Here is a 26,211-nt window from a genome sequence, read left to right on the forward strand (position 1 = left end):
TCAGTATAGTTGGCTGCGCCGCCTCTATCGTCAATGTTGGGCAAGGCTTAGCGGCACAGGGCGAAGGCGTCAGCCAGCTGCTGCATGAATTGCGGATAACCGTCCGGACCGAGCGGCACCTGCTCGCCGACTTCGTCCAGCAGCAGCACCTTGGCCCCGGTATTGCGGGCGACCGACTCGATCACTGCCGGGGAGAACTGCGGCTCGGCGTAGATGCAGCTCGCCTTCTTCGCTTCCAGCGCCTTGCGGATATCAATCAGCGTCTTGGCTCCCGGGCGACGCTCCGGGCTCACGGTGAAGTGTCCCTTGGAGCTCATGCCGTAGTGACGCTCCCAGTATCCATAGGCTTCGTGGAACACGAAGTAGCCCTTCTGATCCACCGCCTTCATCTGCACGGCGATCACCTTGTCCAGGGCGTTCACCTTGCCCTCGAAGGCCGCGAGATTGGCGGCATAGCGCGCCAGGTTGGCAGGATCCAGCTTGCCCAGTTCGGTCGCAATCGCCTTGGCAATCACCTTGGCCTGGGTTGGACCCAGCCAGATGTGGGGATCCACCCCTTCGTGGTGGTGCCCTTCATGGCCCTCGTCGTGCGAGCCGTGGTCGTGGGCGGCATGGTCATGATCCTTGTCGTCATGATGATGCTCGTCATGCTCCCCCTGGGTCGCATAGTTGTACAGCGGCATGCCGGGAACCTGGGTCAGGGTCAATACATGAGGATGCCGGGCCAGGGGTTTGGCCATGAAGCCTTCCAGCTCCGGACCGACCCACACCACCAGATCGGCCTCGTTGATGCTGCGAATATCGGAAGGGCGCAGGGAAAAATCGTGGGGAGACGCGCCGGTGGGCAGCAGCACCCCGGGCTCGCTCACGCCATCGGTGATCGCCGCCGCGATGAAGCCCAGGGGTTTGATGGTGGTCAGCACCTCGAGGGCACGGACAGGCAGACTCACCGCCATCAGGGCAGTGATCAGAGCAAGAATTCGCATAGAGGTCTCGTCAGGGAGTATGTGTGTGATAATATAACAAACCAACGTCGCTGTTATATTATAACTCTCACAGGCTGTAAACCCCGGAGCTGTCATGACCCAACTGGTGGAGCTGAAAGAGGTCTGTCTCTCATTTGACGGACGACTCGTGCTCGACAAGGTCTCCTTTACCCTGAACAAAGGCAAAATCACCACCCTGGTCGGCCCCAACGGGGCGGGCAAGAGCACTCTGAGCAAGCTGGTGCTGGGCTTGCTCCGCCCAGATTCGGGGGACATCGTCCGCCGCCGCGATCTGCGGGTCGGCTATGTACCCCAGCGCCTCTATCTGGACCCCACCCTCCCCCTGACGGTGCGCCGCTTCCTGCAGCTTGGCAAGAACAGCCGCCTCTCCATCGAGGAGGCGCTCAATCGGGTCGGCGCCCAGGATCTGCTGGACAACCGGATGCAGAAGCTCTCCGGTGGCGAGATGCAGCGGGTACTGCTGGCCCGCGCCCTGCTGGTCAAGCCCGAGCTACTGGTGCTGGACGAACCGGTGCAAGGGGTAGATATCACGGGCCAGATCGAGCTCTATGCCCTCATCAGCCAGCTGGCCGCCGAGTTCCACTGCGCCGTGCTGATGGTCTCCCACGATCTGCACCTGGTGATGGCCAGCACTCACGAGGTGATCTGCCTCAATCGCCACGTCTGCTGCCACGGCGAGCCACAGAGCGTGGCCCGCCACCCGGAATTTGCCCGCCTGTTCGGGCGACCGGAGCGGGAGGTGCTGGCGGTCTATACCCACCATCACCACTGCGATGGCGAACACCATCATCATGAACCGCAGGCTCCCGTCATCCGCCTGCCCTCTCGCAACAACTAGGATCTTCACGTGGACAGCTTTCTGTTATACGCCCTCGCGGCCGGACTCGGCATCGCCCTGCTGGCCGGGCCGCTGGGCAGCTTCGTGGTGTGGCGCAAGATGGCCTATTTTGGCGACACCCTCTCCCATGCCTGCCTCTTCGGCATTGCCCTCGGCATCCTGCTGCAGGTGGACCTCACCCTGGCGGTCGTGGTCTGCTGCCTCGCCATGGCGATGCTGCTGGTCATCATGAGCCGCAACCAGCAGGTGGCCACCGACACCCTGCTCGGCATTCTGGCCCACAGCGCCCTGTCGCTGGGTCTGGTCACCCTGAGCTTCATGGACAACGTGCGGGTGGATCTGATGGCCTACCTGTTTGGAGACCTGCTCTCGGTGCAGCCCATGGACCTGCTCTGGATCTACGGCGGCGGCGCCCTGGTGCTGCTCACCCTGTGGCGGCTCTGGGATCCCCTGCTCTCCATGACCATCTCGGAAGAGCTGGCCCGGGTGGAAGGGGTGCGGGTGGATGTGCTGCGCTGCGTGCTGATGCTGCTGATAGGCCTGGTCATCGCCGTGGCCATGAAGTTCGTCGGGGCGCTCATCATCACCTCCTTGCTGATCATTCCCGCCGCCACAGCCCGTCGCTTCAGCCAGACCCCGGAGCAGATGGCCGGCTTTGCCGCCCTGACAGGCTGTCTCGCCGTGCTGGGGGGCCTTGCCCTCTCCTGGTATCAGGACACCCCGGCCGGTCCCTCGGTCGTAGTCTGCGCCACCACCCTCTTTGTACTGAGCCAGTTCAAGCGCACCTGACCCGCTCCTGATGGCCCTGGTCTCGCCAGTGCCATCAGGCCTTCCGAATCAGACTCCTGCGTCGTGGGCTGCGTCGTCCATTCTGCATAGGGCGCCCAGCACGTTCAGACGCGCCTGAGAGGCTCGTTTTCCCCGGGTCTCAGGCTCGCCTGCGACTCCTGCCACAGCCACTGACGCAACCGGCTGATGGCGGGTTCATGGGCGCGCGAGCGCTTGAAGACGAAATAGAAGTTGTCGCCGGTCTCGAGGGCGTGCAGGGGCAGCCGCACCAGACGCGGATCCTCCGGCTGCAACATGTAGTCGTTGATGAGCGCCATTCCCTGGTCCCAGTTCGCCGCCTCCAGCGCGAGCAGGATATGGCTGAAATGGTGCACCCTCGCCTCGGGGGGAATGGTCAGCCCCCCCATTTCGGCCCAGCGCCGCCAATCTTCCCCCTTCTCTCGGTAGATAGCCTGGATGGAGAGCAGCGGCAACTGCCACAAGGTGGCGGGCCACTCCCCTTCCACCTGCTGCCACATCCGGCGACTGCACACCGGCATCAACCGCTCCCGATAGAGCAGATCGTGCATGTAGCCCGGCCCTTCAGGGGAGACGGTGATGAAACCGTCCGCCACCCTGTCGGAGAGCTCGGGATCTTCCGCCACCATCTCCAGGCTGAGATCCAGCTCGGGATAGAGCTGGCGCAGCCCGGCCAGGCGCGGTATCAGCCACTTCACCGCAAAGGAGCTGTAGACCGCGAGCCGCACCCGCATCTCGCCTCCACCGCGCAACTGCTCGCTGCTCTGGGCAATCTGGACCAGCCCGGCGGCGATCCCCTCGAAATAGATCTCCCCCTGGGGCGTCAGGGAGAGCAGCCGCCCCTGGCGCAGCAGCAGCCGCTCCCCCAGAAAATCCTCCAGCAGACGGATCTGGTGACTGACCGCACTCTGGCTGACATTGAGCTCCAGGGCGGCGCGGGAAAAACTCAGCAGGCGGGCAACCACCTCGAAATATTGAACGGCGCGCAGGGGGGGCAGCTTCATTATCCAAATTTCTCATGCGTGATGATTTTTTATCATTTTACTGGATAACAGGCCGCGGGCTACCCTCCCCTCATCTGAATCTGGAGGTGGTATGAATGCAGTTGGGATAGGCATCCTCTATCTGGTGCTCGGCAACATGGTGGCGGTCTTCTCCGATGCCCTGGTCAAGGTGCTGGAGCCGGACCAACCCATTTTCCAGTTTGTCTTTTTCCGCCAGCTCTCCGCAGCCCTGCTGCTCGCCCCCTGGCTGCTCTGGTCCTGGCGGCGCAACCCGCCGGTAGCCATCAAGTGGCACCTGCTGCGGGCCCATATCTGGGCCGTCGGTGTCTGCCTGATGGTGGTCGCCCTCACCCGGCTGCCGCTCGCCACCGCCAACGCCCTCTTCTATGCCGCCCCGCTGCTGATGGTGCCGCTCGCGGTCTGGCTGGCGGGAGAGGCACTCTCGCGCCAGAAGGTGCTGACGGCGCTGCTCGGCTTCGTCGGAGTGCTCATCGTGCTGCGCCCGACCGAGGTAAACTGGGCCGCCCTGGCGGCGCTCGGGGTGGCGCTCTCCCTGGCGGTCAACAACCTGCTGATCAAGCGCATCCCGCTCCAGCAGCCCATCGCCCAGACCCTGTTTTTCACCAATGTGCTGAGCATGCCCTTCATCCTGGCGCTGGCCTGGTGGGAAGGGGGCGAGTGGCAATGGCAGATGTGGTGGCCCGCCTTCGGCTCCTCGGCGCTCATCATGGTCTACGCGGGGCTGTGCGTGATGGCCTATCGCAAGGCGGAGGCAAGCAAGATCGCCTCGGCGGAGTACACCGGGCTGCTGATGGCGGTCGCCATCGGGGTCTGGCTGTTTGACGAACAGCCGGGGCTGCCGCTGCTGCTGGGGTGCCTGTGCATCATACTGCCGCTGGTCGCCATGGCCCGCAGCAAGCCCAAGCCCCAGGCCGAGCCGGCGCTCTAGCCTGCCGGGTCAAGCAGGGGGGCGACCCTCTGCTGCAGATGGGGGATCACTGCCTGCTCGAACCAGGGGTTCTTCCTGAGCCAGAGGGTATTGCGCGGGGACGGGTGCGGCAGCGGCAACCAGGCCGGGCCATAGTCCGCCCAGTGTCGCACCGTCTCGGTGAGCGATCCTTTCGCCGCCGCCCTCAGGTAGTAAGCCTGCGCATACTGGCCGATGAGCAGGGTCAGCTCGATGTTGGGCAGCAGCATCAGTACCTTGTCGTGCCAGGTGGGGGCACATTCCGGGCGCGGCGGCAGATCCCCCGACTTGCCCCTGCCGGGGTAACAGAGCCCCATGGGCATGATGGCGATGCGGGACTCATCGTAAAAGGTGGCCTTGTCCACCCCGAGCCACAAGCGCAGCCGATCGCCGGAGGGATCATCCCAGGGGATGCCGCTGGCGTGTACCCGGGTGCCGGGGGCCTGGCCGATGATGAGCAGACGGGCGCGCTCGTTGCCGCGGATCACCGGCCTTGGGCCGAGCGGCAGGTGGGCCTCGCACAGGCGGCAGGCCCGGATCTGTTCAAACAGGGGATCGAGTCGGTTCATGGGCCCGATAGTACCAGAGTTTTCTCCCCGCTCCCGCTTGTGAAAGGGGCGGCGGATACTTATCATGCAGCCGCCATTGTTTAGTTTAATAAACGGAGAGAGATGAAGAACTGGATGGGCACCGGCAGCGCGGCCCTCTCATTCGTGCTGTGGGGCATGCTGCCCCTCTATTACCAGTTCATGCCCGAGATCAACATGTGGGAACTGCTCTCCCACCGGGTGCTCTGGTCCGTGGTGCTGCTGGGAGGCCTGCTTCTGCTCCTCGGCCATCGGGTGCCCTGGGGGGCCCTGCGTGGCGATCCCCGGCAGCTCGGCCTCGTGCTGCTGGCGGGCCCCGTGATGTCCATCAGCTGGTGCATGTTCACCTGGTGCCTGACCACGGGCCAGGTGCTGGCCACCAGCCTCGCCTTCTTCATGACCCCGCTCTTCAACATCGCTTTTGCGGTGCTCTTCCTCAAAGAGAAGCTCACCCCGCAAAAACACCTGGCGGTGGCGCTCGCCCTGGCGGGGCTCGCCTACATGCTCTTCTCCTACGGCGAGCTGCCCTGGTTCTCCCTCGTGATGGGGGCCAACTTTGCCCTCTACGGCCTCATCAAGAAGAAGGTGAGACTGGACGCCGGTACCAGCCTCTATCTGGAGTCCCTGGTGCAGTTGCCCGTCGCCCTTCTCATCATCGGCTGGCTGACCTTGCAGGGCACCAGCCAGTTTATGGCCGGTGACTGGACCGAGCGCCTGCTGCTGATGGGCAGTGCCCCCGCCACCCTGCTGCCGGTGGGGCTGTTCTGCTATGCGGTGGCGCGCACGCCCATGAGCACGGTGGGGCTGCTGCAATACATAGAGCCGAGCCTCGCCTTCCTGCTCGCCCTCTTCTGGTTTGGCGAGATCCCGGATCCGGTGAAATCCGTGGGCTTTGCCTTCGTCTGGGCCGGCCTGCTGGTGAGCCTGCTGCCCCTGCACCGGCTTGGGCGCCAGCGGGCCAGGTGGCGCACCTCGTGACCCTCGCCACCCCCACTCCCTCCCGCTGGTTTGTCTATCTGGTGCGCACCGGCACCGGGGCACTCTATGCGGGGATCAGCACGGATCCCGAGCGGCGACTGCGTCAGCACCAGAGCGGCAAGGGGGCCAGAGCCCTGCGCGGCAAGGGGCCCCTCTCCCTGGTATGGCAGCAGGAGGTCCCCGGCAAACGCGAGGCGCTGCGCCTCGAGTACCGCCTCAAGCAGCAGAGCAAGGCGTTCAAGGAGCGCCTGGTAGACGAACCGGCGTTGTGGCACGGCTGGAGCCTTTCCTGGCTTGCCACCCCGCACACCGACCCTGTGTCGCCCCCATAAAAAGGGCCACTGCAAGCAGTGGCCAAGGAAGGATGCGAAATCAGGGAGGCTTAACGGTAGGTGTTCGACTGCTTGCGCCTGTTGCTGAGTAGCCAGCACACCACCAGCACCACCAGCAACCAGGGCGCCAGCTTGATGATGAGGGCAAACATGCCGGCCAGGGCGCCAAACAGCACGAAGACCCCGCTCACCAGCAGCATGGCCAGCACGGTGAATCCGGTCAGCGCCATGCCGATCAGCACCAGGATCAAGACGATAAATTCCAGCATGTTGTGCTCCTCACGGGCTTGCACTTGCCGACGGGGCGATCCGGAGATCACCCCAGCCAGCGTTGAAGTTCACGGCGGGGAGGCATGACGAGCACCCCCACCAGATAGAGCGCCAGGGCGAGCGGCGGCATCAGGATCAGGGCGAGCAGGGCCACCACCCGCACCGTCACTCTGGACACCCCCAGCCCTCTGGCAAGACCGGCGCAGACCCCGGTCAACTTGCGATGGGCGAGATCCTTGGGCCAGGGTGTCATGGTTATGCCTCCACCTTCTGACCCTTGAGCCGGGCCAGCTCCCGCTCAATCTCGTCGTTCAGCTCCAGCTCGCGGAACTGGGCCTCGAGGGACGGATTCTGCCCCAGGGTCGCCGCCTCCAGCTGGGCCTCCAGCTGATCGACCCGGTTCTGGAAGCCGTCGAAGCGGGCCACCAGCTCGTACATGCGCTGGTTGTCCACCTGGGCACGGGCGCGGATGCGGCTGTGGGCGGTCTGCTCGCGCAGGGTCAGCATCTTCTGCTTCTCCCGCGCCTCGGTCAGCTTGGCCGCCAGTCGCTCGCTGTCGGCGGTGAGCTGGGCCAGCACTTCGGCCACCCGCGCCTTGTCCTCTTCCAGCCGCTCGCACTGCTTCATCTCCGCCAGCTTCTCGGTGAGGGCGGCACGGGCCAGATCTTCGCGGCCCTTCTGGATGGCGAGTTCGGCCTTGGCTGCCCACTCCTGGATCTGGTTGCGCAGCGCCTGCTGATGGCGCTCCAGCTGTTTCTGTTCGGCGATGACGCGGGCGGCCTGGGTTCTCATCTCGACCTGGACCTGCTCCATCTCCTCGATCATCAGCCGCAGCATCTTCTCCGGCTCTTCGCTCTTGTCGAGCAGGCTGTGCAGGTTGGCATTGATCACGTCGGTCAGGCGGCTGAATACGCTCATGGTCTGGCTCCTTGTTGATGGGGTGTCACTCTCTTCCCATGACATTACAAGAGCCGTGCCAGAATGTTTTTTTCCTTTATTTACAATTAGATGAAAGTTAACGATGGATGTTTATTGGATACGGCGTGGTGAAAAAAACCAACAAGATGGTGATTTTCACCAATAAAAAAGGGAGCCAGCGGCTCCCTCTCTTCTCTGCAACCGGGCTCAGGCCGCCGGCCGATGGCCAAGCTTGCCATCCAGCTCCGCCAGCTTGGCTTCCATCTTCTCCCGGCAGGTGTCGGAGAGCTCGCGGATGCCGGCGGCGCCGTGCTCCTTGCTGCACACCGGGGCCATCACTTCCAGCAGCACCTCGCCGTTGTCCCAGCGGTTGAGATCGACCTGACCGAAGTAGCTGGAGCAGACGATGGGCACCACGGGCACCTCGGCCTGGACGGCAGTGTGGAAGGCCCCCGCTTTGAACGGCAGCAGACCACGCCCCTGGGAGCGGGTCCCCTCCGGGAACATCCAGATGGAGGTGCCACGATGCTTGATGCGATCCACCACCTGGCCGATGGTGCCGATGGCGCGGGAGCGGTTGGAGCGGTCGATCAGCACGTTGCCGGAGAGCCAGAAGATGAGACCGAAGAAGGGGAGCCACAGCAGGCTCTTCTTGCCCACCGCCACCACGCCGGGCTGCACGGCGCCGGTCACGGTGAAGATGTCGTAGTTGCTCTGGTGATTGCAGACGTAGACCGCCGGTCCCACCGATTTGACCTCGTCGGCCACCGTCACCCGGACCTTGAGGCCGATCAGCGGGCAGACCGCATGATACATGCGGGCGAAGACATAGACGTTGTTCGGGTGGCGCGGGCGCACCAGACAAAGCAACAGGCCGAACAGGAACCAGAAGACGAGCAGCAGTGCCAGCAGCAGCACACGGGCAAGTTTGAGCATCGAACACCTCGGAATTTGACTCGGCGCAGTATACTGGTCCCCCTTTTAGCGAACAAGCGTTCGCCAGACAGAACCGACCAGCCCCGGACGTCACCGGTCACCCCGGCTTGCCCCACCCGCCATTGCCCGCTAGGATGTGGCCATCTTGATGAACGGGGCGAGCATGATTTTGCAACAACGCGCGGCGACACGACTCCTGCTGCTGGTCTGCCTGCTGGTGCTCAATTGCGCGGCCCAGCCGCTGGCCCGCCTCGCCCTGCTCGATCACGCAGTGAGTTGCCAGACCCTGCCCCAGTTTGCCTCAGCCGACGACCAGGCCGACAAGGGCACGCCCGCCAGTGTGCAGCCCAACAGCTGCCAGCTCAACGGCAAGTGGCTGAGCGCCGCCAGTCTGCTGTGCGTGGAGCAACTCTTCTTCGCCATCGCCTTCGTGATTGCCCTGCTGGTGCCCCTGTCACGGCGCGCGCCGGCACTGCCTCCCCCCATCAATGTCTCGCCGCCGGAGCGGCGACTGCACCTCACCCTCTGCGTCTGGCGGGAATGAGTTCAGCCGCGCTTTTTCAGCCTGCTGTCACTCATTTTTTTGCGAGACCCAACACATGTCGAATCTCTTCAAGGCGGCCCTGCTACTGGGCAGCCTGCTGTGGCAATCCAGCGGATTGGCCAGCGATACGGGGTGGCTCACCCGCCCCCAGAACAGTCACGCCAAGGTCAGGCTGCAAGCCGACCGCAGCGTCCCGGATCAGACCCGCATCCTGCTCGATGTCCAGCTGGAGTCAGGCTGGAAGACCTACTGGCACAGCCCGGGTGAAGGGGGCATAGCGCCCCAGATCCTGTGGGATGAGCCGGTCGGCGACTTCCAGTGGCACTGGCCCACGCCGCGCCCCTTCGAGGTCGCCGGGCTCAGCACCCAGGGCTATCAGGAGCAGGTACGCTTCCCCCTGAGCCTGGGCTACCCGGCCGGACAGCCGCTCAAGGGCACCTTGCGCCTCTCCACCTGCAGCAATGTCTGCATCCTGACCGACTACCCCTTCACCCTGGCGGCGGATGGGCAGGCGCCGGCCGGCTTTGACTTCGCCTGGGCCCGGGCCATGAGCACCCTGCCACAGACGCTGCCCGCCGACACCCGGGTCGAGCTCGGCTACCAGCACAACCAGCTGCAACTGCAGGCCGAGCGGGCAGAAGGCTGGCAGGAACCTGCGCTCTTCATCGATGCGCTGGAGGGGGCCGAGTTCGGCAAGCCCGCGCTCGAGGTAAGCGGCACCACCCTGATTGCCCGGGTGCCGGTCAGCGACGGCTGGCAGGGGGATGCCCCAGACTTGCGTGGTCAGTCCCTCGGCCTGCTGCTCACCAGCGGCGAGCTGGCCTGGCAGACCCGCGCCTCCATCGCCGATCCCCTCGCCCTGCCGGCCCCGGGGCAGCCACTTCTCTGGCTGCTGGGGGCAGCGCTGCTCGGCGGTCTCATCCTCAACCTGATGCCCTGCGTGCTGCCAGTGCTGGCCCTGAAACTCGGCACCGTGTTGCAGCAGCAAGAGAGCGAACAAGGAGGCGTGCGCAAGCAGTTCCTCGCCGCCAGCGCCGGGATAATCACCTCCTTCTGGGTGCTGGCAGCCATGAGCAGCCTGCTGCGCGCCACACAAGGGGCAGTCGGCTGGGGGATCCAGTTCCAGAGCGCCGGTTTCATCGGCTTCATGGTGCTGGTCACCCTGCTGTTTTGCGCCAACCTGCTGGGCTTGTTCGAGATAAGGTTGCCCAGCAGTCTCAGCACTCGCCTCGCCACCCGCGGCGGCGAGGGGCTCGGTGGCCACTTCCTGCAAGGGAGTTTCGCCACCCTGCTCGCGACCCCCTGCTCGGCCCCCTTCCTCGGCACCGCGGTGACCTTTGCCCTGGCGGCGCCCCTCGGCCAGCTCTGGCTCATCTTCACGGCCCTCGGCATTGGCATGAGCCTGCCCTGGCTGCTGGTGGCGGCCCTGCCGCGCCTCGCCCTCTGGCTGCCCAAACCGGGGCGCTGGATGGGGCGACTGCGCATCCTGCTCGGGCTGATGATGCTGGGCTCCAGCCTCTGGCTGGCGAGCCTGCTTGGCAACCATCTGGGCAGCACGGCCACCGGCTGGCTGATGGCCGCCATGGTGCTGGCGCTGCTGATGGGCATCCTCTGGCGCTATGGCCTGCGCGGTTTCACCCTGGCCCTCTCTCTCTCGGCACTCATCGGCGGCGCCCTGCTGCTGGGGAGCGCCCTCACGGTGAAAGGGGGTGGCAGCGTCGATCGCATCGCCTGGCAGCCGCTCTCCGAACAGGCCATCGCCGACGCCCTGGCCCAGAACAAGCGGGTCTTCGTGGATGTCACCGCCGACTGGTGCGTCACCTGCAAGGCCAACAAATACAACGTGCTGCTGCGTGACGAGGTGCAGCGCGCCCTGACGGCCCCGGACGTGGTGGCCCTTCGCGGCGATTGGAGCCGGCCGAGCGATGCCATCTCCGCCTTCCTGCGCCAGCGTGGCGCCGCCGCCGTTCCCTTCAACCAGATCTACGGGCCCGGCCTGCCGGAAGGAGAGGTCCTCTCTCCCCTGCTGGACAAGGCCGACTTGCTCGACAGCTTGCACAAGGCCGGCCTCGTTCAGGCCGATGCCACCCATTTCTAAGGAGAATGCCATGAGACTGCGAACCCTGACCCTCTGCACCGCCCTGGTCGCCGCCACCCTGGGCACCCCCACGCTGCACGCCGCCCCCTTCACCCCGGAGCAGGAGGCCCGCATCAAGGAGCTCATTCGCGAGACCCTGATCGCCACCCCCGGGATCCTCGACGAGGCAGCCGAATCCTGGGAGAAGCAGAACGCCGCGACCCAGCAAGCCCAGATGGGTGACTTCATCAAGGGCAACCAGGATGTGCTGTTCAACAGCCCCACCAGCCCGCGCCTCGGCGCCAAGCATCCCAAGCTGACCCTGGTGCTGTTCACCGACTACAACTGCCCCTACTGCAAGCAGTTCGACCCGGCGGTCGCCAAGCTGCTCGCGGCCTATCCGGACGATCTGGGGCTGGTGATCAAGCTGCTGCCGTTCAAGGGGCAGACCTCCGCCAAGGCAGCCCAGTACAGCCTGACCCTGTGGCAACAGGATCCTGCCCGCTTCCTCCCCCTGCACGACAAGCTCATGAGCAAGCAGGGGATGCTGACCGAGACGGACATCAACAAGGCGCTGGCCGCCACCGACAACCTGGCCCTCAAGCCCGCAGGCAAGGCCACCGAGGAGCTGCGCAACAGCCTGCGCATCGGCACCCTGCTGGGCGTGCAAGGCACCCCGGCGACCCTGATCGGCAACCAGCTGGTGCCGGGCGCCATTCCCTATGACGAGCTGGAGCAGCTGGTCAAAGCCGAGCTGGCCAAGCGGAGCTAAGCCATGGCCGAGGATGCAGGCATAAAGGCCCCCCGCTGGCGCCGCTGGGGCAAGGAGGCGCTCTGGCTGCTGCTGATGGCGCTCGTCATCACCACCCTGGTGGATCTGTGGCGCAGCCCCACCCTGCCGGCGGGGGCCATGGAGGCCCCCTTCACCCTGCAGGACGGCACCACCACCACTCTGGCCGAGCAGAGCCGCGGCAAGCCCCTGCTGGTCTACTACTGGGCCAGCTGGTGCGGGGTGTGCCGCTTCACCACTCCCACGGTGGAGCAGCTCTGGCAGGAGGGCGAAAATGTGCTGACGGTGGCCCTGCGCTCCGGCAGCGATGAGCAATTGCGCGCCGGGATGGCGAAGAAGGGGCTGACCTTCCCCACCCACAACGACGAGTCCGGGGATCTGGCCGCCCGCTGGCAGGTGGGGGTGACGCCAACCTTCCTCGTCATCAAGGATGGGGCTCTGGTGAGCAGCACCACCGGCTGGAGCAGCGCCTGGGGGCTCAGGTTGCGGCTGCTCTGGGCAAGCTGGTAGCCCCCTTCATGCCAGAGATGAAAAAGAGCCCGGTATCGATACCGGGCTCTTTTTCATCAGAGGGCTGACAACCCACCCTATTGGGCGGCCTCCATCGCCCGCTTCTCCAGATTGGCCTTGATGTCGAGACGCTCAGACTCTCCGATCACCCCGTCACCGTTCTTGTCCAGGCGAGAGAAGAGCGCCTCCTGCCGCGCCATGAACTGGGCCCTGGTGGTCTCCCGCGACGGCTTGAGCTGGCTCATCCGCTCCGGGACCGGCTTGCCTGCCTGCTGCATCACGCCAGCCAGCTTTGCCAGGTTGGCCTCTTTCTCGGCAACCGACAGCACGCCGTCACCGTTTTTGTCTTGCAAGGCGAAGCGCTGGGCGGCGCGCTCCATGAACTGGGCCCTGGTGACATCCCCCATCAGCGGCGAGGTGGGCAATATGTCGCTGGCAGAGGCGACACTGCCTGCCAGCGCGAGCACGAAAAACGCGGACTTGACCATGGCGATGACTCCTTGTGACGGCAGAATCCGGATGGTTCGGACAAGAGGGGGTCGGGCAACGCCGGGGCCTGCCGCCCCCCTCTGCCAGTGTAGCCCCGCCGCCATCTCGCACCGCCCGCTCTTTTCGTACAGAAAGACCGCACTTTCATGGCAGAGGCGCCGGCTTTCCGTTAAAATCTCCGGTTTTTGCCGAGCCTGGTTTGCCGACGTTGCGCCACCAGGTCGACACAGGATGAATTCCACCATGCCAGTGAGGCAGGATCCGTCATGAACAACTACTTCCGGGTGTTGGGCGTCAAGTCCAACGCCAGTGAAAACGACATCAAAAAAGCCTATCGACGGCTGTCGAACCAGTACCACCCCGACAAGCTGCACGGGGCGAGCGAAGAAGAGAAAGAGCAGGCAGCCGCCCGGCTGCACCAGGTAAAGCAGGCTTATGAAGTGCTGTCCGATCCGAAACAGCGGGCCGCCTTTATCAAGGATTTCAACAACGTCATCGTGACCGATCCCGCTGCTGCCATGCAGGAGATGTGGGACCAGTTCTACCCCTGAGCCACCAGGCAAGAAGAGCGACTATGCAAAAAAAATGGGACCAGGCACGGCTCAAGGCCCTGCAAAGCGATGCCAGCGAGAACATCGAATCCTACCGGGATCAGGACGACCCCAAGGGTCTCGAGCAGTTCACCGACCAGATGAAGACCCTGCTGCTGGCCGACATGAGCATGCTGGAGTTCATGCCCGAATACCTGCCGCTTGCCCTCTATGGCCGGGTGCAGTTCCCGCCCAAGGCCAAGTCGCAGTGGAACAAGTGGCTCGCCAGCGGCGAGCAGCCCTCCTGGGACGAGTTCAAGGTGAGCGTCGGTTTCAACAACGCCATCCTGCCGCTGGTCAAGGCGGTGCGGGCCCAGAACGAAGATCAGCTGATGGAAGCCTGCGCCGTGCTGTTCTTGCTCGACAACCCGCTGCCACGCGGCAGCCACCGCGCTGATGACGATTACGAGCTGCGGGACGAAGAAGAGGAAGACGGGGAAGATGCCGACGCCGACTACCACGGCGGCAGTGACCGCTATGGTGATGACGACGGCGATCAGGATATGTACGACGAAGTCCGTTTCTAATTGGGGCAAGGCATGAGCAACAGTCTGATAGAAATTACCGCCATCGAGATCAAAGAGCTGGCCGTCATCGAACCGAAGCAGGCCAGCGAGAAGTTCGAGCTGATCGCCAAGACCATGTCTGACGACCAGTTGGCAGAAGTGATTGAAAACATTGATATCGTTACCCTGACCCAGATCAACGGCCAGCACGACATCTCCTTCCCCTCCATCATCTCCGAGCTGATGACCCCGGAGCGGATCCGCGACATCGTCTGCCAGCAGCCCCTCTACTGGGAAGAGGCGATCAAGAACAACGCCGACGAACTGCAACAGCACACCTTCGACTTCCTCAACTACCTGATCCGCACCCAGGAGAGCGAAGCCAAGCAGCGGGAGATCCTCGAGTGCGTGGCCGAGGATCCGGCCGGTCTCTTCTACCTCGCCATCCCCTTTATCGAGTTCTATCGCGGCGATCGCTATGAAGAGGACGAAGGCTATCGCGACGTGCTGCACGCCGAAGAGGAAGATCTCGAAGAGTCCCTGCGCTACAGCGAGCGCCAGCAGGCCGAAGACAGCCACGACTATGCGCTGGACGACCCCCGCAGCCTCTTGATGCTCATTCGCGAGCTGGCCCCCGAGGTGGAAAAATCCATCAAGTCGCTGCTGCGCAACGAGCACTCCACCTGGGACGGCATCATCAACAAGTTTGCCGCCGAGCTGGTGATGCAGGCCAAAGAGAAGAACAAGGTCGAGGAAGACGAGTACGGTGACGTCGACGACATGTTCAGCTTTCTGGATTAAGGAGCCCATTCATGCAGTTAGTCATTCGCGATGCCAACCAGGGCCCCTTTCTGACCCAGGTGCTGCGCTTTGGCCGCGACAACGAACTCTTGAGTCAGCAGCAGCTCGCCGCCATCAAAGGCAAGGCGGTGCTGATGAGCCTCAAATTCGCCGACAAGTACTACAACAAGTACAAGATGCACCTGCTGGAGCAGGCCGCCCACGACGTCATCGGCGTGGTGAGCCTCGGTCTGCAGGAGCTCTCGGCGCGGGATCCGGCCAAGGCGCTGGCGCTGCTGCAGGCGCCGGAAGGCCCCATCAAGCCGTTCCAGAAAGGCTGGTCGATGCTCATTACCGTCAGCCCCAAGCAGGCTGGCAACAGCCTCTACGGTGACGTGGATGCGCGGCTCTTGGACAAGATCTCCAGCCCGCCCGATGTGGAGGAGTGGCAAGGGTGGCAGGAGTACGAGAAGGCGCTGACCGAGCACAACAAGAGCCGCCTGATGGCGCTCATCGACCAGCACTTCTTCGCCTGCGAGAGCGACCACCCCACCATGGAGGACAAGCTGGCCGAAGCGCTGCTCTACCGCATCCTCTGCGGCAAGGGCAGTGGCGCCGCCCCGCTCAAGGTGAAGCAGGATCTCAAGCGCAAACTGGCGCGGGAGATTGAGCTCGACGAGGGCTGGTACGACACCGGCTACCTCGCCGCCCAGCTCACCCTGATGCTGAACGCGCTGCCCGCCGACATGGCCGCCGCCCTGCGCCAGGAGCTGAGCCCGGGCTTTGTGCCCAACCTGCTGCATACCCTGGGGTTTGTGCGTCAGTACCAGCAGTTGCAAAAAGAGGACGCCTCGCCGGAGAAGCTCGACAACATGGAGATGCGCGCCGGGATCCGCCACCCCCTGCTCGGCTGGCCCCTCTACCACGACTTCTAAGGGGCCATACCCCCTTGCAGGACGGCACTTGCCTCTCCTCCCACAACGCCCGGCTTGCCGGGCGTTGTCATCTTTGCAGCTCGCAGATGGCGGCGCCGACCCTATCGGGCAATGGTCCACATGGCGCTCTGCATCCCGGTCTCCCGAAAATCGATCACCACGGGATAGTCGTTGCCACAGCCCGTCACCGTCCAGCGCTCCTGCCAGTGGCGACTGCCCGGCTCCCCCTCGGGAAGTTGCAGTACCACGGGCACGAAACGCTCCGGCGCGTCACACCCCTTGGTGGCCACCCAGGATGCGACCCCCACCATGGCATCCCGGATCAGCTGCTGATTGGCCAGGGTACCTTCCTGCACGGGTTCACTCGGGCTGGCCTCGGCCTGGCACACCAGGGGAAAAAGCAACAGCAGGGCACAGGGTCTCATCACACCTCCAGAGGGGTCAGTCAAAAAGTGGTTCGTTCGGGGCTTTCATCATGACCCGAAACGGCGCCTGACAAAAGAGACCACCAGGGGGGAAGCAGGCGCAGGATCCGGGGCGCAGTGGCTTGCACGCAAGTCGGACTACCTCCTAAGCGTCATTGGCCCACATTTTGTCAGGGATATAATGACTCCCCCATACAAGCCGCCGGGGAGCCAGACCGTGAGCAGAAAGCCGGACCGCATGACCGCCATGCAGCAGATCATCGACGCCGTGAAGGCGGAATTTCCGCTCTATCAACCGGATACCTTCAAATGCGGGCCGGACAACACCTGCATCGGCTGCCCAAAGAAGCTGATGGAGCTGGTGGATACGGACCTCTGCTACTGGCAATATCAGATCGATCGCGGCATCCCGCCCTCCTTCGACGAGATCAACCGCTTCGGCAAGATGTGCAAGAACATCCGCCGGGCCCTGGTGCGCAATGGCCGCATCCCCGCCTAACGAAAAGCAATATGCTGCCTTCATCGGTTTTTTCGATGGTTTTATCCATCAGAATGAATCACCACATTATTTAATGGCGCGGCACGCCTCGTTCACCGCCTATCGCGCTGATGGCCGACGCAGGTTCATTGCCCCAAGGAGCACAATATGACTCAGGAAAGCATCCAGACCCGCTACACGCTGGATCCCGCCCTTGCCAGCGCCACCGAGCTGGAGCAAGCCATCGCCCGGGCCATCGAGGCCAACAAGCAGGACTTCTTCCCCCTGCTGGAGCGGCTGGTGGATGTGGGCGATAGCCGGGTCAAGCTCAGCCAGAAGGATCCCCTGCGGGTGCTGGGGGTGGAACTCGACGAGGCTCGCACCGGCGGCACTGCCCGCCTCGGCTACGAATCCAACTTTTCCGAGAGCTGCCGCCTTATCGACGAATACGACCAGCACCAGACCAGCGTGGCCTTCACCCTCGACGGGGATCAGCTTGTTTTCGATCTTGAGCTGCCCATCGAGTGGAACTTCGACAACTAGGGCCCTCGCCCAGCGCCCTGCCCATCACAAGAAAGGAGCCTTGCCGGCTCCTTTTTCACTGATTCACCGCATCGCGCGGCTCCTCCCGCCCTCTGCGTCACCCCTCAGGTGAGGTAGTTCAGGTGAGATAGTAACGCCACGACCGGACCGGCTCGGCGTAACCGACCCGGATGCAGAAGGGCGCCAACTCGTGATTGGCCTGCTCCAGGCTGAGGGTCTGGTGAGTATCTTCCTGGCACCACTGCACGAACTCGCCGCTGTTGAAGCTGTAGTGATCCCCGTGAAAGACCCCGTGGGCCTCGATCAGCCCGATGGCTTTGTCGATCTCCATGATTGGCCTCCTGGCACTGTGCTACTCCCTTTAAGCTTAGCGAGCAGAGGCGAGTAGGGTCGATTAGCGAAGCGTAATCGTCCACGCCATTGGCCCCGTGGTGATTGGAAAAAAGGGAGATAAGAGGGGTTGCAACGGGACAGTGGAAGCCGATTTTCGCGAACGTCTGATTACGCTTCGCTAATCAGACCTACGGCCCTACATAAAAATTAGCAAAAATAACGAAGACACAAAAAATCACGTCTTATTACAGTAGACTAAACATCATATATTCATTACGATAAAAACTCATAAAATATCAGTTTAGATTACCTATAAAACACCCAAAATGTGCAAGAGGTTTTATTAAATGGCATATTCTGCAACCGTATTCAATGTGTTAATTGCATCCCCTTCTGACGTTGAGGAGGAAAGGGAGGCAATTGCACAGACGATTCATGACTGGAATGCATTAAACTCCAAAGAAACAGGCAAGGTTTTACTTCCTGTTAGATGGGAATCACATTGTGCACCAGCGATGGGCGATCGCCCACAGGGAATAATAAACGATCAAGTAGTTAGAGATTGTGATGTATTAATTGGTGCATTCTGGACTCGACTTGGTTCACCTACTGGAGTGGAAGATAGTGGTACTGTAGAAGAAATAAAATGGTTTCTTAAACAAGAAAAACCCGTCATGCTTTATTATTCAAAAAAACCTGTAGATATGGATGAAGCCGATCTAGCTCAGGTTCAAAAACTCAAGGATTTTAAAAAGTCAATTAGAGACAAAGGCATCCAAGAGCAGTATAGCAATACAGATGAATTAAAACAAAAACTCACACGGCATCTAACTATTGTGATGAGAGGGATTTCGGTAGGTACACATTTAACTGCCACCGTAGTAAAAGAAGCTAAAGCTGCGAAAAACTCGACATCGCCTATAGTAACAGCCCAAAAAACATCATCTAATAACGATATAAAACTTGTCGATTATACAGACAAAGCATTCGTTGTTATCGGTGACACACTCAACTTCAAAGATGACTTGTCGGAAATTAATGGGAAGTGGATTAAGTTAAGGTCAGGGGGTTTTGGCTGGATGTTTTCAAAGAAACGCCTGTCAGATGTAGCTGATATACTTGGTATTGAAGGGAATTTACTTGATAAGTAAATTATATAAAATGAAACCATCGGTAAAGTATTTACATAATCCGATATTTTACAGATCAAAAGGCGACCCTAATCGCCTTTTAAAATTATCAACTGTCTTCAAGCACGCGAAAGTTCATGGCCTTAATATATCCACAGCCATAACCTTAGCCTTTTTCAATGTGTGAGAAGCTAATAACTGCCTAATGAAAAGGCTAACTCTAAACTCATCTACATCATTAATGTTTTTTAACTTGTCCGACATCAAATATAGCGTAGTGCATATCATCCACGCCGTATATTTAATCCCCATCACCATTGCAAAAATAATAAAAACCGCCAGAAAAACATATTTTAATATCTGAGCACCACCAAGCTCATTAATAACCAAAAATACATCATTTATATTAGCACCTGCGGCTATGCTTAAGGATACGGTCGCGGCAGATGCTGCTATAAATAATGCTAATATTCTATTCTTTGAATCAGACGAGTAGATAAACGGCATGACATTTACTAGTGATGATAGATAGCTTCCACTATGCTTTTTACGTAATACCAGCATAGAGTCTAACTCTGTTGCTAATGACAGGTATTCATTCACTTCTATATCTATAGTTTTTTGCAGCCAAAGAGACTTTAGTTTTTCAATTCTTTTTTCATTTGTTTTTAATTTTCTCTGCATATTAGACACTACCTGCTTATCTCTCAAATCATTTAAACTAAAACAAGAAAAAACAAACAAAAACTCAAGAATAAACACAAAAGACGTTTTAACTGAATTATCTACATTGATAAATGAAATCGATATCACTTGCAGTCGCCATAAGACAGAAACAATTAAAAGCAGCATGAGAAAAATACACGTCAAGAAACGAAAATTCCCTAATTTAAAAACATGGCGATAAGATTCAAAATCATCATAGTATTGATTAACTACTCTAAAAACCTGACTCATATCCCCTCCATAAGGCATCTAAACAGGACAATTTATTCAGTTAGAAAGGGCGCTTTCGCGCCCTTCTATATTAATTACCCTTCCTGATTTTCCCCGGCTGCCGACTCGGCGCCGACGACGGTTTCAATCTCGATACGATCCACCCGCTGCAAGCCGCGGGGCAGCTTGGCGCCACGGCGGCCGCGCTCGCCGCGGTAGTAGTCGAGATCAGACGGCTTGAGGGTGAGCTTGCGCTTGCCGGCAAACAGGGTGACCGACTGGCCTTGCGGAATGACGGCGGCCATCACCATAAACTCCTCCCGCGCCTTCACGCGCGCCGACGGGATGCTGATGAGCTTGTTGCCCTTGCCCTTGCCGAGCACCGGCAGGGTATTGAGCGGGAACAGCAGCATGCGCCCCTCGTTGGAGATGGCCATGCAGAGATCCGTGTCCGGTGCGCCTATCCTCTGGGGCGCCATGACGATGCCCCCTTCCGGCACGGAGAGCAGCGCCTTGCCGTTCTTGTTCTTACCGATCAGGTCGTCATATTTGCAGACGAAGCCGTAACCGGCGTCGGAGCAAATGAGATACGGCTCGCCCTCATTACCCATCACCAGATGACGCACCTCTTCCCCTGCCCCCAGCGCGAAGCGGCCGGTGAGCGGCTCGCCCTGACTGCGGGCGGAGGGCAGAGTGTGCGCCTCCAGGGAGTAGGTACGTCCCAGGGTGGAGAGGAACACCGCCTGCTGGTTGCTGCGGCCATGGGCGTGGGCGAGATAGTTGTCCCCCGCCTTGTAGGAGAGGCCCTCCACATCCACGTCGTGACCCTTGGCGGCGCGTACCCAGCCCTTGTCGGAGAGGATCACGGTCACCGGCTCGCTCGGGGTGAGCTCCTTCTCGGTCAGGGCCACGGCGGTGGCGCGCTCCACCAGCGGGGTGCGGCGATCGTCGCCGTACTTCTCGGCGTCCGCCAGGATCTCTTTCTTGAGCAATGTGCTGAGACGGCGCTCCGAACCCAGGATCAGTTCCAGCTTGTCGCGCTCTTCCGCCAGTTCATTCTGTTCGGCGCGCAGCTTGAACTCTTCGAGCTTGGCCAGGTGGCGCAGTTTGAGCTCGAGGATCGCCTCGGCCTGGGTCTCGCTGATGTTGAAGCGCTCCATCATCACCCGGCCCGGCTCCTCCTCGGTACGGATGATCTCGATCACCTCGTCGATGTTGAGGTAGGCAATGAGCAAGCCTTCGAGGATGTGCAGGCGGGCCAGCACCTTGTCGAGGCGATACTGCAGGCGGCGACGCACCGTCTCACGGCGGAAGCTCAACCACTCGGTAAGGATGGTCTTGAGATCTTTCACCTGGGGTCGGTTGTCCAGACCCAGGATGTTGAGGTTGACCCGGTAGTTCTTCTCCAAGTCCGTGGTGGCGAACAGGTGGGCCATCAGCCCCTCTACGTCCACCCGGTTGGAGCGCGGCACGATCACCAGACGGGTCGGGTTCTCGTGGTCCGATTCATCCCGCAGATCGGTCACCATCGGCAGCTTTTTGGCCACCATCTGGGCAGCGATCTGCTCCATGATCTTGGCGCCTGAGGCCTGATGAGGCAGCGCGGTGATGACGATGTCGCCATCCTCTTCGCTCCACACCGCTCGCTGCTTGATGGAGCCCTTGCCCGTCTCGTAGATTTTGCGGATGTCGCCCTGCGGCGTGATGATCTCGGCGTTGGTCGGGTAATCCGGCCCCTGCACATGGGCCATCAGGGCATCCAGGCCGGCATTGGGGTTATCCAGCAGCTCCACGCAGGCGTGGGCCACTTCCCGCGCGTTGTGGGGCGGGATATCGGTCGCCATACCTACCGCGATGCCGGTCACCCCGTTGAGCAGGATGTGCGGCAGGCGGGCGGGCAGCACCACGGGCTCCTTCATGGTGCCGTCGAAGTTCGGCGTCCACTCCACCGTGCCCTGGCCCAGCTCGGAGAGCAGCAGCTCGGAGAAGCGCGACAGCCGCGCTTCGGTATAACGCATGGCGGCGAAGGATTTGGGATCGTCCGGCGCCCCCCAGTTGCCCTGACCGTCCACCAGCGGGTAGCGGTAGGAGAAGGGCTGGGCCATCAGCACCATGGCTTCGTAACAGGCGCTGTCGCCGTGGGGGTGGTACTTGCCCAGCACGTCACCCACGGTACGGGCGGACTTCTTGTGCTTGGACAGCGCCGACAGCCCCAGCTCGCTCATGGCGTAGATGATGCGCCGCTGCACGGGCTTGAGGCCGTCGCCGATATGCGGCAGGGCCCGATCCATGATGACGTACATGGAGTAGTTCAAGTAAGCCTGCTCGGTAAAGGTGCGCATTGGCTGGCGCTCTACCCCGTCCAGACTGAGCTCGATGGCATCACTCATGTGAAATTCTCTTCCGGTTTTGGAGCCGCCGCTTGGCGACTCCGGCTAATGCTTGCTGGCCCTGTCCGGGCCAGCCGACGGCTTAGATGATGGCGAGGTTGCCCTTCTCTTCCAGCCATTCGCGACGATCACCGGCGCGCTTCTTGGCCAACAGCATGTCCATCAGTTGCAGGGTCTCGTCCCCATCTTCCCCTTCTGCCCCCCCTTCCGCGCCCATGGTGAGCTGCACCAGGCGGCGGGTGTTGGGATCCATGGTGGTTTCCCGCAACTGCTTGGGGTTCATCTCACCCAGCCCCTTGAATCGGGTCACCATCACCTTGCCCTTCTTCTTCTCGGCTTCGACCCGTTGCAGCACGCCGTTCTTCTCGTCCTCGTCAAGGGCGTAGAAGACCTCCTTGCCGATGTCGATACGATAGAGGGGTGGCATGGCCACATAGACATGGCCCTTCTCCACCAGCGTGCGGAAGTGCTTCACAAAGAGGGCGCAGAGCAGGGTGGCGATGTGCAGACCGTCCGAGTCCGCATCCGCGAGGATGCACACCTTGCCGTAGCGCAGGCCACTGAGGTCGTCGGAATCCGGGTCGAGCCCGATGGCCACCGAGATGTCGTGCACTTCTTGCGAGGCGAGCACCTGACCGGCCTCCACCTCCCAGGTGTTCAGGATCTTGCCGCGCAGGGGCATGATGGCCTGGAATTCGCGATCCCGCGCCTGCTTGGCACTGCCGCCCGCAGAGTCACCCTCCACCAGGAAGAGCTCCCCCTGCATGGGGTCGGCGCAGCCGCAGTCGGTGAGCTTGCCGGGCAGGGCCGGGCCTTGCGTTATCTTCTTGCGCACTACCGTCTTGGCGGCGCGCATCCGGCGCTGGGCGCTGGAGATACAGAGCTCCGCCAGCTGTTCGGCCAGCTCGGTGTTGCTGTTCAGATAGAGGCTGAAGGCATCCTTCACCACGCCCGACACGAAGGCCGAGCTCTGGCGGGACGACAGTCGCTCCTTGGTCTGCCCTGCAAACTGCGGGTCCTGCATCTTGATGGAGAGGATGTAGGCGCAGCGATCCCAGATGTCTTCCGGGGTCAGCTTGACCCCGCGCGGCAAGAGGTTGCGGAACTCGCAGAACTCGCGCATGGCATCGAGCAGCCCCTGGCGCAGGCCGTTGACATGGGTGCCACCGAGCGCGGTGGGAATGAGGTTCACATAGGATTCGGCGAGGCACTCGCCCCCTTCCGGCAACCAGCACAGGGCCCAGTCCACCGCCGACTGCTCGGAGCTGAAAGAGCCGACGAAGGGCTGCTCCGGCAGGCAGGTGAACTGCTTGACCGCATCGATGAGGTAATCCTTGAGGCCGTCTTCGTAGCACCACTCAAGCTTGATGCCGGTGTTCTTGTCGAGGAACTTGATGGTGAGGCCTGGGCAGAGCACGGCCTTGGCTTTGAGCAGGTGCTCGAGCTTGGAGACCGAGAAGCGCGACGAATCGAAGTAGCGCGCCTCTGGCCAGAAGCGCACCCGGGTGCCGGTGTTGCGGCGTCCGCAGGTGCCGGTGATGGTCAGCTCCTGCACTTTCTCGCCCCGCTCGAAGGCGATGTCATAGACCTGGCCGTCCCGGCGCACCGTCACCTCGACCCGATCGGAGAGGGCGTTCACCACGGAGATCCCTACCCCGTGCAAGCCGCCGGAGAACTGATAGTTCTTGTTGGAGAACTTGCCCCCCGCGTGCAGCTTGCAGAGGATCAGCTCCACACCGGAAACCCCTTCCTCCGGGTGGATGTCCACCGGCATGCCGCGACCGTCGTCGATCACCTCGAGGGACTGATCCTCGTGCAGGATCACCTCCAGATTGCGGGCGTGACCCGCCAGCGCCTCGTCGACGCTGTTGTCGATGACCTCCTGGCCGAGGTGATTGGGCCGGGTGGTGTCGGTGTACATGCCGGGGCGGCGACGCACCGGTTCAAGGCCATTGAGGACCTCAATGGCATCCGCATTGTATTGAGTGGACATGGAGGGCCTTGCGAATTGACGTTTGGGGGGAATCTTACTCGCTGGGAGGGCCCGGGACAAATGGGGCGCTCGCAAAGGGTGATCCAGAGGGGCTCCGGCCTCCGCGCCCGGGATCAGGCGGGTTCCCCGGGCAGGGCCTGCACAAGCTGGGAGAGGGAGCAGTGGAGTCGCCACACCAGCCCCGCCAGAGCCCGGGCCGCCGGGTCTGCATGTTCCCCCAGCCCCTGGCTGATGCGGTCCAGCTCCGCCAGGGTGCGCCCCAGGGTCTCGTGCTGCACGCCCCCTTCGGTCAGAATGCCTTTCAGGCAGCGCAGACAGCCGTCCCGCACCAGATAGAGGGCCGGATCCCGGCTGCGCCAGAGCCTGAGCTGCCAGACGATGTGGCTGCAATTGAGCAGCACCACGCCCCAGCGCAGCACCCAGAGCCGGGCCCCCTGATCCTGACTCTGGCTGAGCTGGCTCACCGCGTGATAGACCCGGGATTCAAACTCCCCCTCGCTCTGCTGCGGGGCCGGGGCCAGCTGGTCCACGAAATCACGCCGCAGACGATGCATCAGGCGGCGGCTCTTGCGCCGATCCGAGCTAGGTCGCAGCAGCTGGAACGCCAGCCCTGCGCTCATCACCCCCAGTGCCTGGGCAAGGCTGCTGTTGACGAAGGCGAGGTAGTCGTAGCTCGGCGGATTGGTGATGGCGAGGAAGGAGCCGAGCAGCACGATGAGCTGGCCCCAGAGCGCCGCCCCCTGGGGGCGCTGCAATTTCAGCAGTTGCAGGGTGATGAGGGCGGGGAACAGCAGGGCACAGAAGATCCAGAAGTCGTCGATGCGGATCATCAGCCCGAACTTGACCCCGAAGCAGATAAAGCTGAGCAGCACGATGGCCTTGAGCATGGTCTGGGCCCCCTTGGCCGGGGCCGGGGTGGCGGAATAGAGCACGCAGCAGATGGCGAGCAGGGTCAGGGCCGCGGCGCCCGCATCCCACTGGGTGTGGATCCAGAAGGTGCAGCCCAGCATCACGCAGAGGAAGGTACGCCCCCCGTTGTAGGCCGCCTCCAAACCGTCGGTGTGGCTGGTCAGAGAGCTGTGGCGCGGCGGCGCCGGCCACTCCTGGCCATCGTGGCGGGCCAGCCTTTCCAGCCAGCGCTGACACTCCAGGTAGCTCCAGCAGAAGTGGCGCAGCCGCAGCCAGAAGGCCTGACAGCGATAATCATCCCCCGAACGGGCCACGAAGGGCGCCATCAGGCGGGCAATGCGCAGCTTGTCGCAGCCCCCCTGTCCCAGCTCCCGCAGCACGGCGGCCAGCATGGAGGCCGGGTCGACGGCGTCCTCTGGCCAGTGTTGCAGCATGCGGCGCAGCCCCGAGATGAGGCTGACCATCCTCAGCTGGCGATGGAGCAGATAGTTCAGCAACTGGTTGTGGCGGCGCAGGCGGTGGTGGCTCCAGACTGCCTGGATGCGCAGCACGTTCAGGGTGAGGATCTGACCGATCACCCCCTCGTGGGCGGTGCGCACATCGGCGCCCGTCTCCCCGAGCCAGAGCAGCTGGGCATGTTCCAGCAGCCGGGTCTGGCTCTTGCCAAGGGAGTCCAGCAGGGTCTCGCCATCGGAGAAACTCGGCAGGATCATCATCATCAGGCCACCGCAGAGGATGCCGACGATCACCTCGCTCACCCGGGCCTGGGCGATGTCGAAGATATGCTGCGGGTCGGTCAGGTTGACGCAGGAGAAGGCGATGATGGCGGCGGTATAGCCCGCCAGGGCGAAACCGTAGGAGACGTTGTTCTGATGGTGGTTGGAGATGTAGGTGCAACCCCCCAGCCAGAGGGCGATAAGCAGGCTGAAGAGCCAGGGATCACCGATGCCAAGGCCGGTGATCATCACCGCCGCCATGGCGCCGATGAGGCTGCCCACCACCCGCCCCAGGCTCTTGCTGATGACGCCCCCCACGGTGGGAAAGCTCACCACGGCGGCGGAGGTCATGGCCCAGTAGGGAGAGTCGAGTTGCAGCACGAACGCCAGCCAGAGCGACAGGCACATGGCCAGGGCATTGCGCAGGGCGTAGCGCCACTGTCCGCCGTTGGCCTTGCCCCAGGGGGTCTGGCGCCAGAGCGAGGGGATCACT

Annotated in this window: 30 protein-coding genes; 16 read left to right on the plus strand and 14 right to left on the minus strand. The window is 61.9% G+C overall.

Annotation, left to right across the window (positions count from 1 at the left end; all coding sequences use genetic code 11):
• Nucleotides 1–47: 47 nt before the first annotated feature.
• Nucleotides 48–986, minus strand: a complete 939-nt coding sequence (znuA, locus tag ACVDHI_RS10540) for a zinc ABC transporter substrate-binding protein ZnuA (protein WP_447212068.1) — start codon at nt 984–986, stop codon at nt 48–50.
• Nucleotides 987–1,080: 94 nt separating this feature from the next.
• Between znuA and znuC the strand changes: the two genes are divergently transcribed.
• Together znuC and znuB are read left to right on the plus strand one after the other, a co-directional pair.
• Entirely contained in the window at nt 1,081–1,845 is a 765-nt protein-coding gene (znuC, locus tag ACVDHI_RS10545) for a zinc ABC transporter ATP-binding protein ZnuC (protein WP_010672804.1), read from the plus strand.
• Nucleotides 1,846–1,854: 9 nt separating this feature from the next.
• Nucleotides 1,855–2,634: a zinc ABC transporter permease subunit ZnuB gene (gene znuB / locus ACVDHI_RS10550; protein WP_010672803.1), complete on the plus strand. Its 780-nt coding sequence runs from the start codon at nt 1,855–1,857 to the stop codon at nt 2,632–2,634.
• Nucleotides 2,635–2,738: 104 nt separating this feature from the next.
• On the opposite strand, the gene ACVDHI_RS10555 is transcribed toward znuB, so the two are convergent.
• Nucleotides 2,739–3,656, minus strand: coding sequence for a LysR substrate-binding domain-containing protein (locus ACVDHI_RS10555; RefSeq protein ID WP_042014956.1), 918 nt, complete (start codon nt 3,654–3,656; stop codon nt 2,739–2,741).
• Between the two features lie 91 nt (nt 3,657–3,747).
• Between ACVDHI_RS10555 and ACVDHI_RS10560 the strand changes: the two genes are divergently transcribed.
• Entirely contained in the window at nt 3,748–4,605 is an 858-nt protein-coding gene (locus tag ACVDHI_RS10560; RefSeq protein WP_201920908.1) for a DMT family transporter, read from the plus strand.
• Here ACVDHI_RS10560 and ACVDHI_RS10565 read toward each other — a convergent pair.
• Nucleotides 4,602–5,192 carry a uracil-DNA glycosylase family protein gene (locus ACVDHI_RS10565; protein ID WP_010672800.1) on the minus strand — a complete coding sequence of 197 codons (591 nt, stop codon included), beginning with the start codon at nt 5,190–5,192 and terminating at the stop codon, nt 4,602–4,604. The genes ACVDHI_RS10560 and ACVDHI_RS10565 overlap by 4 nt on opposite strands.
• Nucleotides 5,193–5,294: 102 nt before the next feature.
• Here ACVDHI_RS10565 and rarD point away from each other — a divergent pair, with 102 nt between their 5' ends.
• Nucleotides 5,295–6,188, plus strand: coding sequence for an EamA family transporter RarD (gene rarD, locus ACVDHI_RS10570; RefSeq protein ID WP_203764038.1), 894 nt, complete (start codon nt 5,295–5,297; stop codon nt 6,186–6,188).
• The gene (locus ACVDHI_RS10575) at nt 6,185–6,520 is read left to right on the plus strand and encodes a GIY-YIG nuclease family protein (RefSeq protein ID WP_201901713.1); all 336 of its coding nucleotides are present in this window, start codon (nt 6,185–6,187) and stop codon (nt 6,518–6,520) included. The genes rarD and ACVDHI_RS10575 overlap by 4 nt, the downstream gene beginning before the upstream one ends.
• Nucleotides 6,521–6,570: 50 nt before the next feature.
• Here ACVDHI_RS10575 and pspG read toward each other — a convergent pair whose 3' ends face one another.
• The 4 genes from pspG to ACVDHI_RS10595 form a co-directional block, all read right to left on the minus strand.
• Nucleotides 6,571–6,789, minus strand: coding sequence for an envelope stress response protein PspG (pspG, locus tag ACVDHI_RS10580; RefSeq protein WP_010672797.1), 219 nt, complete (start codon nt 6,787–6,789; stop codon nt 6,571–6,573).
• A 47-nt stretch (nt 6,790–6,836) separates the two neighbouring features.
• The gene (locus ACVDHI_RS10585; RefSeq protein ID WP_010672796.1) at nt 6,837–7,043 is read right to left on the minus strand and encodes a PspC domain-containing protein; all 207 of its coding nucleotides are present in this window, start codon (nt 7,041–7,043) and stop codon (nt 6,837–6,839) included.
• Nucleotides 7,044–7,045: 2 nt separating this feature from the next.
• On the minus strand, nt 7,046–7,708 hold the full coding sequence (gene pspA / locus ACVDHI_RS10590; protein WP_408754576.1) for a phage shock protein PspA: 663 nt from the start codon (nt 7,706–7,708) through the stop codon (nt 7,046–7,048).
• A 207-nt stretch (nt 7,709–7,915) separates the two neighbouring features.
• The gene (locus tag ACVDHI_RS10595; RefSeq protein ID WP_039039739.1) at nt 7,916–8,644 is read right to left on the minus strand and encodes a 1-acylglycerol-3-phosphate O-acyltransferase; all 729 of its coding nucleotides are present in this window, start codon (nt 8,642–8,644) and stop codon (nt 7,916–7,918) included.
• Nucleotides 8,645–8,807: 163 nt separating this feature from the next.
• On the opposite strand from ACVDHI_RS10595, the gene ACVDHI_RS10600 reads away from it, so the two are divergent.
• Genes ACVDHI_RS10600 through ACVDHI_RS10615 form a run of 4 tightly spaced genes read left to right on the plus strand, consistent with a single transcriptional unit; the run spans nt 8,808 to nt 12,565 of the window.
• Complete coding sequence (locus ACVDHI_RS10600) at nt 8,808–9,188, plus strand: hypothetical protein (protein WP_039039817.1); 381 nt, start codon at nt 8,808–8,810, stop codon at nt 9,186–9,188.
• A gap of 55 nt (nt 9,189–9,243) precedes the next feature.
• Nucleotides 9,244–11,286 carry a protein-disulfide reductase DsbD family protein gene (locus tag ACVDHI_RS10605; protein ID WP_447212069.1) on the plus strand — a complete coding sequence of 681 codons (2,043 nt, stop codon included), beginning with the start codon at nt 9,244–9,246 and terminating at the stop codon, nt 11,284–11,286.
• Nucleotides 11,287–11,296: 10 nt separating this feature from the next.
• A complete protein-coding gene (locus ACVDHI_RS10610; protein WP_323898538.1) occupies nt 11,297–12,037 on the plus strand; it encodes a DsbA family protein in 741 nt (246 codons plus the stop codon).
• 3 nt (nt 12,038–12,040) lie between these two features.
• Nucleotides 12,041–12,565 carry a protein disulfide oxidoreductase gene (locus tag ACVDHI_RS10615; RefSeq protein ID WP_151027204.1) on the plus strand — a complete coding sequence of 175 codons (525 nt, stop codon included), beginning with the start codon at nt 12,041–12,043 and terminating at the stop codon, nt 12,563–12,565.
• A 77-nt stretch (nt 12,566–12,642) separates the two neighbouring features.
• Here the strand turns inward: ACVDHI_RS10615 and ACVDHI_RS10620 are convergent, their stop codons facing one another.
• On the minus strand, nt 12,643–13,053 hold the full coding sequence (locus ACVDHI_RS10620) for an EF-hand domain-containing protein (protein ID WP_219604360.1): 411 nt from the start codon (nt 13,051–13,053) through the stop codon (nt 12,643–12,645).
• Nucleotides 13,054–13,320: 267 nt separating this feature from the next.
• On the opposite strand from ACVDHI_RS10620, the gene atcJ reads away from it, so the two are divergent.
• From atcJ to atcC, 4 genes are read left to right on the plus strand one after another with little or no spacing between them, the layout of a single operon-like run.
• A complete protein-coding gene (gene atcJ / locus ACVDHI_RS10625; protein ID WP_024943298.1) occupies nt 13,321–13,605 on the plus strand; it encodes a cold adaptation protein ActJcold adaptation protein ActJ in 285 nt (94 codons plus the stop codon).
• A gap of 23 nt (nt 13,606–13,628) precedes the next feature.
• A complete protein-coding gene (atcA, locus tag ACVDHI_RS10630) occupies nt 13,629–14,171 on the plus strand; it encodes a cold adaptation protein AtcA (RefSeq protein ID WP_447212070.1) in 543 nt (180 codons plus the stop codon).
• Between the two features lie 12 nt (nt 14,172–14,183).
• Nucleotides 14,184–14,951, plus strand: coding sequence for a cold adaptation protein AtcB (gene atcB / locus ACVDHI_RS10635; RefSeq protein ID WP_010672787.1), 768 nt, complete (start codon nt 14,184–14,186; stop codon nt 14,949–14,951).
• 11 nt (nt 14,952–14,962) lie between these two features.
• Nucleotides 14,963–15,865: a cold adaptation protein AtcC gene (gene atcC / locus ACVDHI_RS10640; protein WP_319882956.1), complete on the plus strand. Its 903-nt coding sequence runs from the start codon at nt 14,963–14,965 to the stop codon at nt 15,863–15,865.
• A 101-nt stretch (nt 15,866–15,966) separates the two neighbouring features.
• Here the strand turns inward: atcC and ACVDHI_RS10645 are convergent, their stop codons facing one another.
• A complete protein-coding gene (locus ACVDHI_RS10645) occupies nt 15,967–16,290 on the minus strand; it encodes a hypothetical protein (protein WP_045523112.1) in 324 nt (107 codons plus the stop codon).
• A 247-nt stretch (nt 16,291–16,537) separates the two neighbouring features.
• Between ACVDHI_RS10645 and ACVDHI_RS10650 the strand changes: the two genes are divergently transcribed.
• Both ACVDHI_RS10650 and ACVDHI_RS10655 read left to right on the plus strand, forming a co-directional pair.
• The gene (locus ACVDHI_RS10650) at nt 16,538–16,789 is read left to right on the plus strand and encodes a hypothetical protein (protein WP_045525551.1); all 252 of its coding nucleotides are present in this window, start codon (nt 16,538–16,540) and stop codon (nt 16,787–16,789) included.
• A gap of 147 nt (nt 16,790–16,936) precedes the next feature.
• Nucleotides 16,937–17,311, plus strand: coding sequence for a hypothetical protein (locus tag ACVDHI_RS10655; protein ID WP_042864497.1), 375 nt, complete (start codon nt 16,937–16,939; stop codon nt 17,309–17,311).
• 118 nt (nt 17,312–17,429) lie between these two features.
• On the opposite strand, the gene ACVDHI_RS10660 is transcribed toward ACVDHI_RS10655, so the two are convergent.
• Complete coding sequence (locus tag ACVDHI_RS10660; protein ID WP_041212302.1) at nt 17,430–17,642, minus strand: hypothetical protein; 213 nt, start codon at nt 17,640–17,642, stop codon at nt 17,430–17,432.
• Between the two features lie 349 nt (nt 17,643–17,991).
• Here ACVDHI_RS10660 and ACVDHI_RS10665 point away from each other — a divergent pair, with 349 nt between their 5' ends.
• The gene (locus tag ACVDHI_RS10665; RefSeq protein ID WP_421281768.1) at nt 17,992–18,795 is read left to right on the plus strand and encodes a hypothetical protein; all 804 of its coding nucleotides are present in this window, start codon (nt 17,992–17,994) and stop codon (nt 18,793–18,795) included.
• Nucleotides 18,796–18,909: 114 nt separating this feature from the next.
• Here the strand turns inward: ACVDHI_RS10665 and ACVDHI_RS10670 are convergent, their stop codons facing one another.
• From ACVDHI_RS10670 to ACVDHI_RS10685, 4 genes are all read right to left on the minus strand, one after another.
• Nucleotides 18,910–19,731 carry a hypothetical protein gene (locus tag ACVDHI_RS10670; protein ID WP_421281767.1) on the minus strand — a complete coding sequence of 274 codons (822 nt, stop codon included), beginning with the start codon at nt 19,729–19,731 and terminating at the stop codon, nt 18,910–18,912.
• 74 nt (nt 19,732–19,805) lie between these two features.
• On the minus strand, nt 19,806–22,100 hold the full coding sequence (parC, locus tag ACVDHI_RS10675) for a DNA topoisomerase IV subunit A (protein WP_447212071.1): 2,295 nt from the start codon (nt 22,098–22,100) through the stop codon (nt 19,806–19,808).
• A gap of 82 nt (nt 22,101–22,182) precedes the next feature.
• Nucleotides 22,183–24,093 carry a DNA topoisomerase IV subunit B gene (gene parE / locus ACVDHI_RS10680; RefSeq protein WP_319882951.1) on the minus strand — a complete coding sequence of 637 codons (1,911 nt, stop codon included), beginning with the start codon at nt 24,091–24,093 and terminating at the stop codon, nt 22,183–22,185.
• 113 nt (nt 24,094–24,206) lie between these two features.
• Nucleotides 24,207–26,210, minus strand: a complete 2,004-nt coding sequence (locus tag ACVDHI_RS10685; RefSeq protein ID WP_257713644.1) for an FUSC family protein — start codon at nt 26,208–26,210, stop codon at nt 24,207–24,209.
• Nucleotide 26,211 lies beyond the last annotated feature (1 nt).

The organism is Aeromonas sp. 25-248 (genome assembly GCF_053005425.1).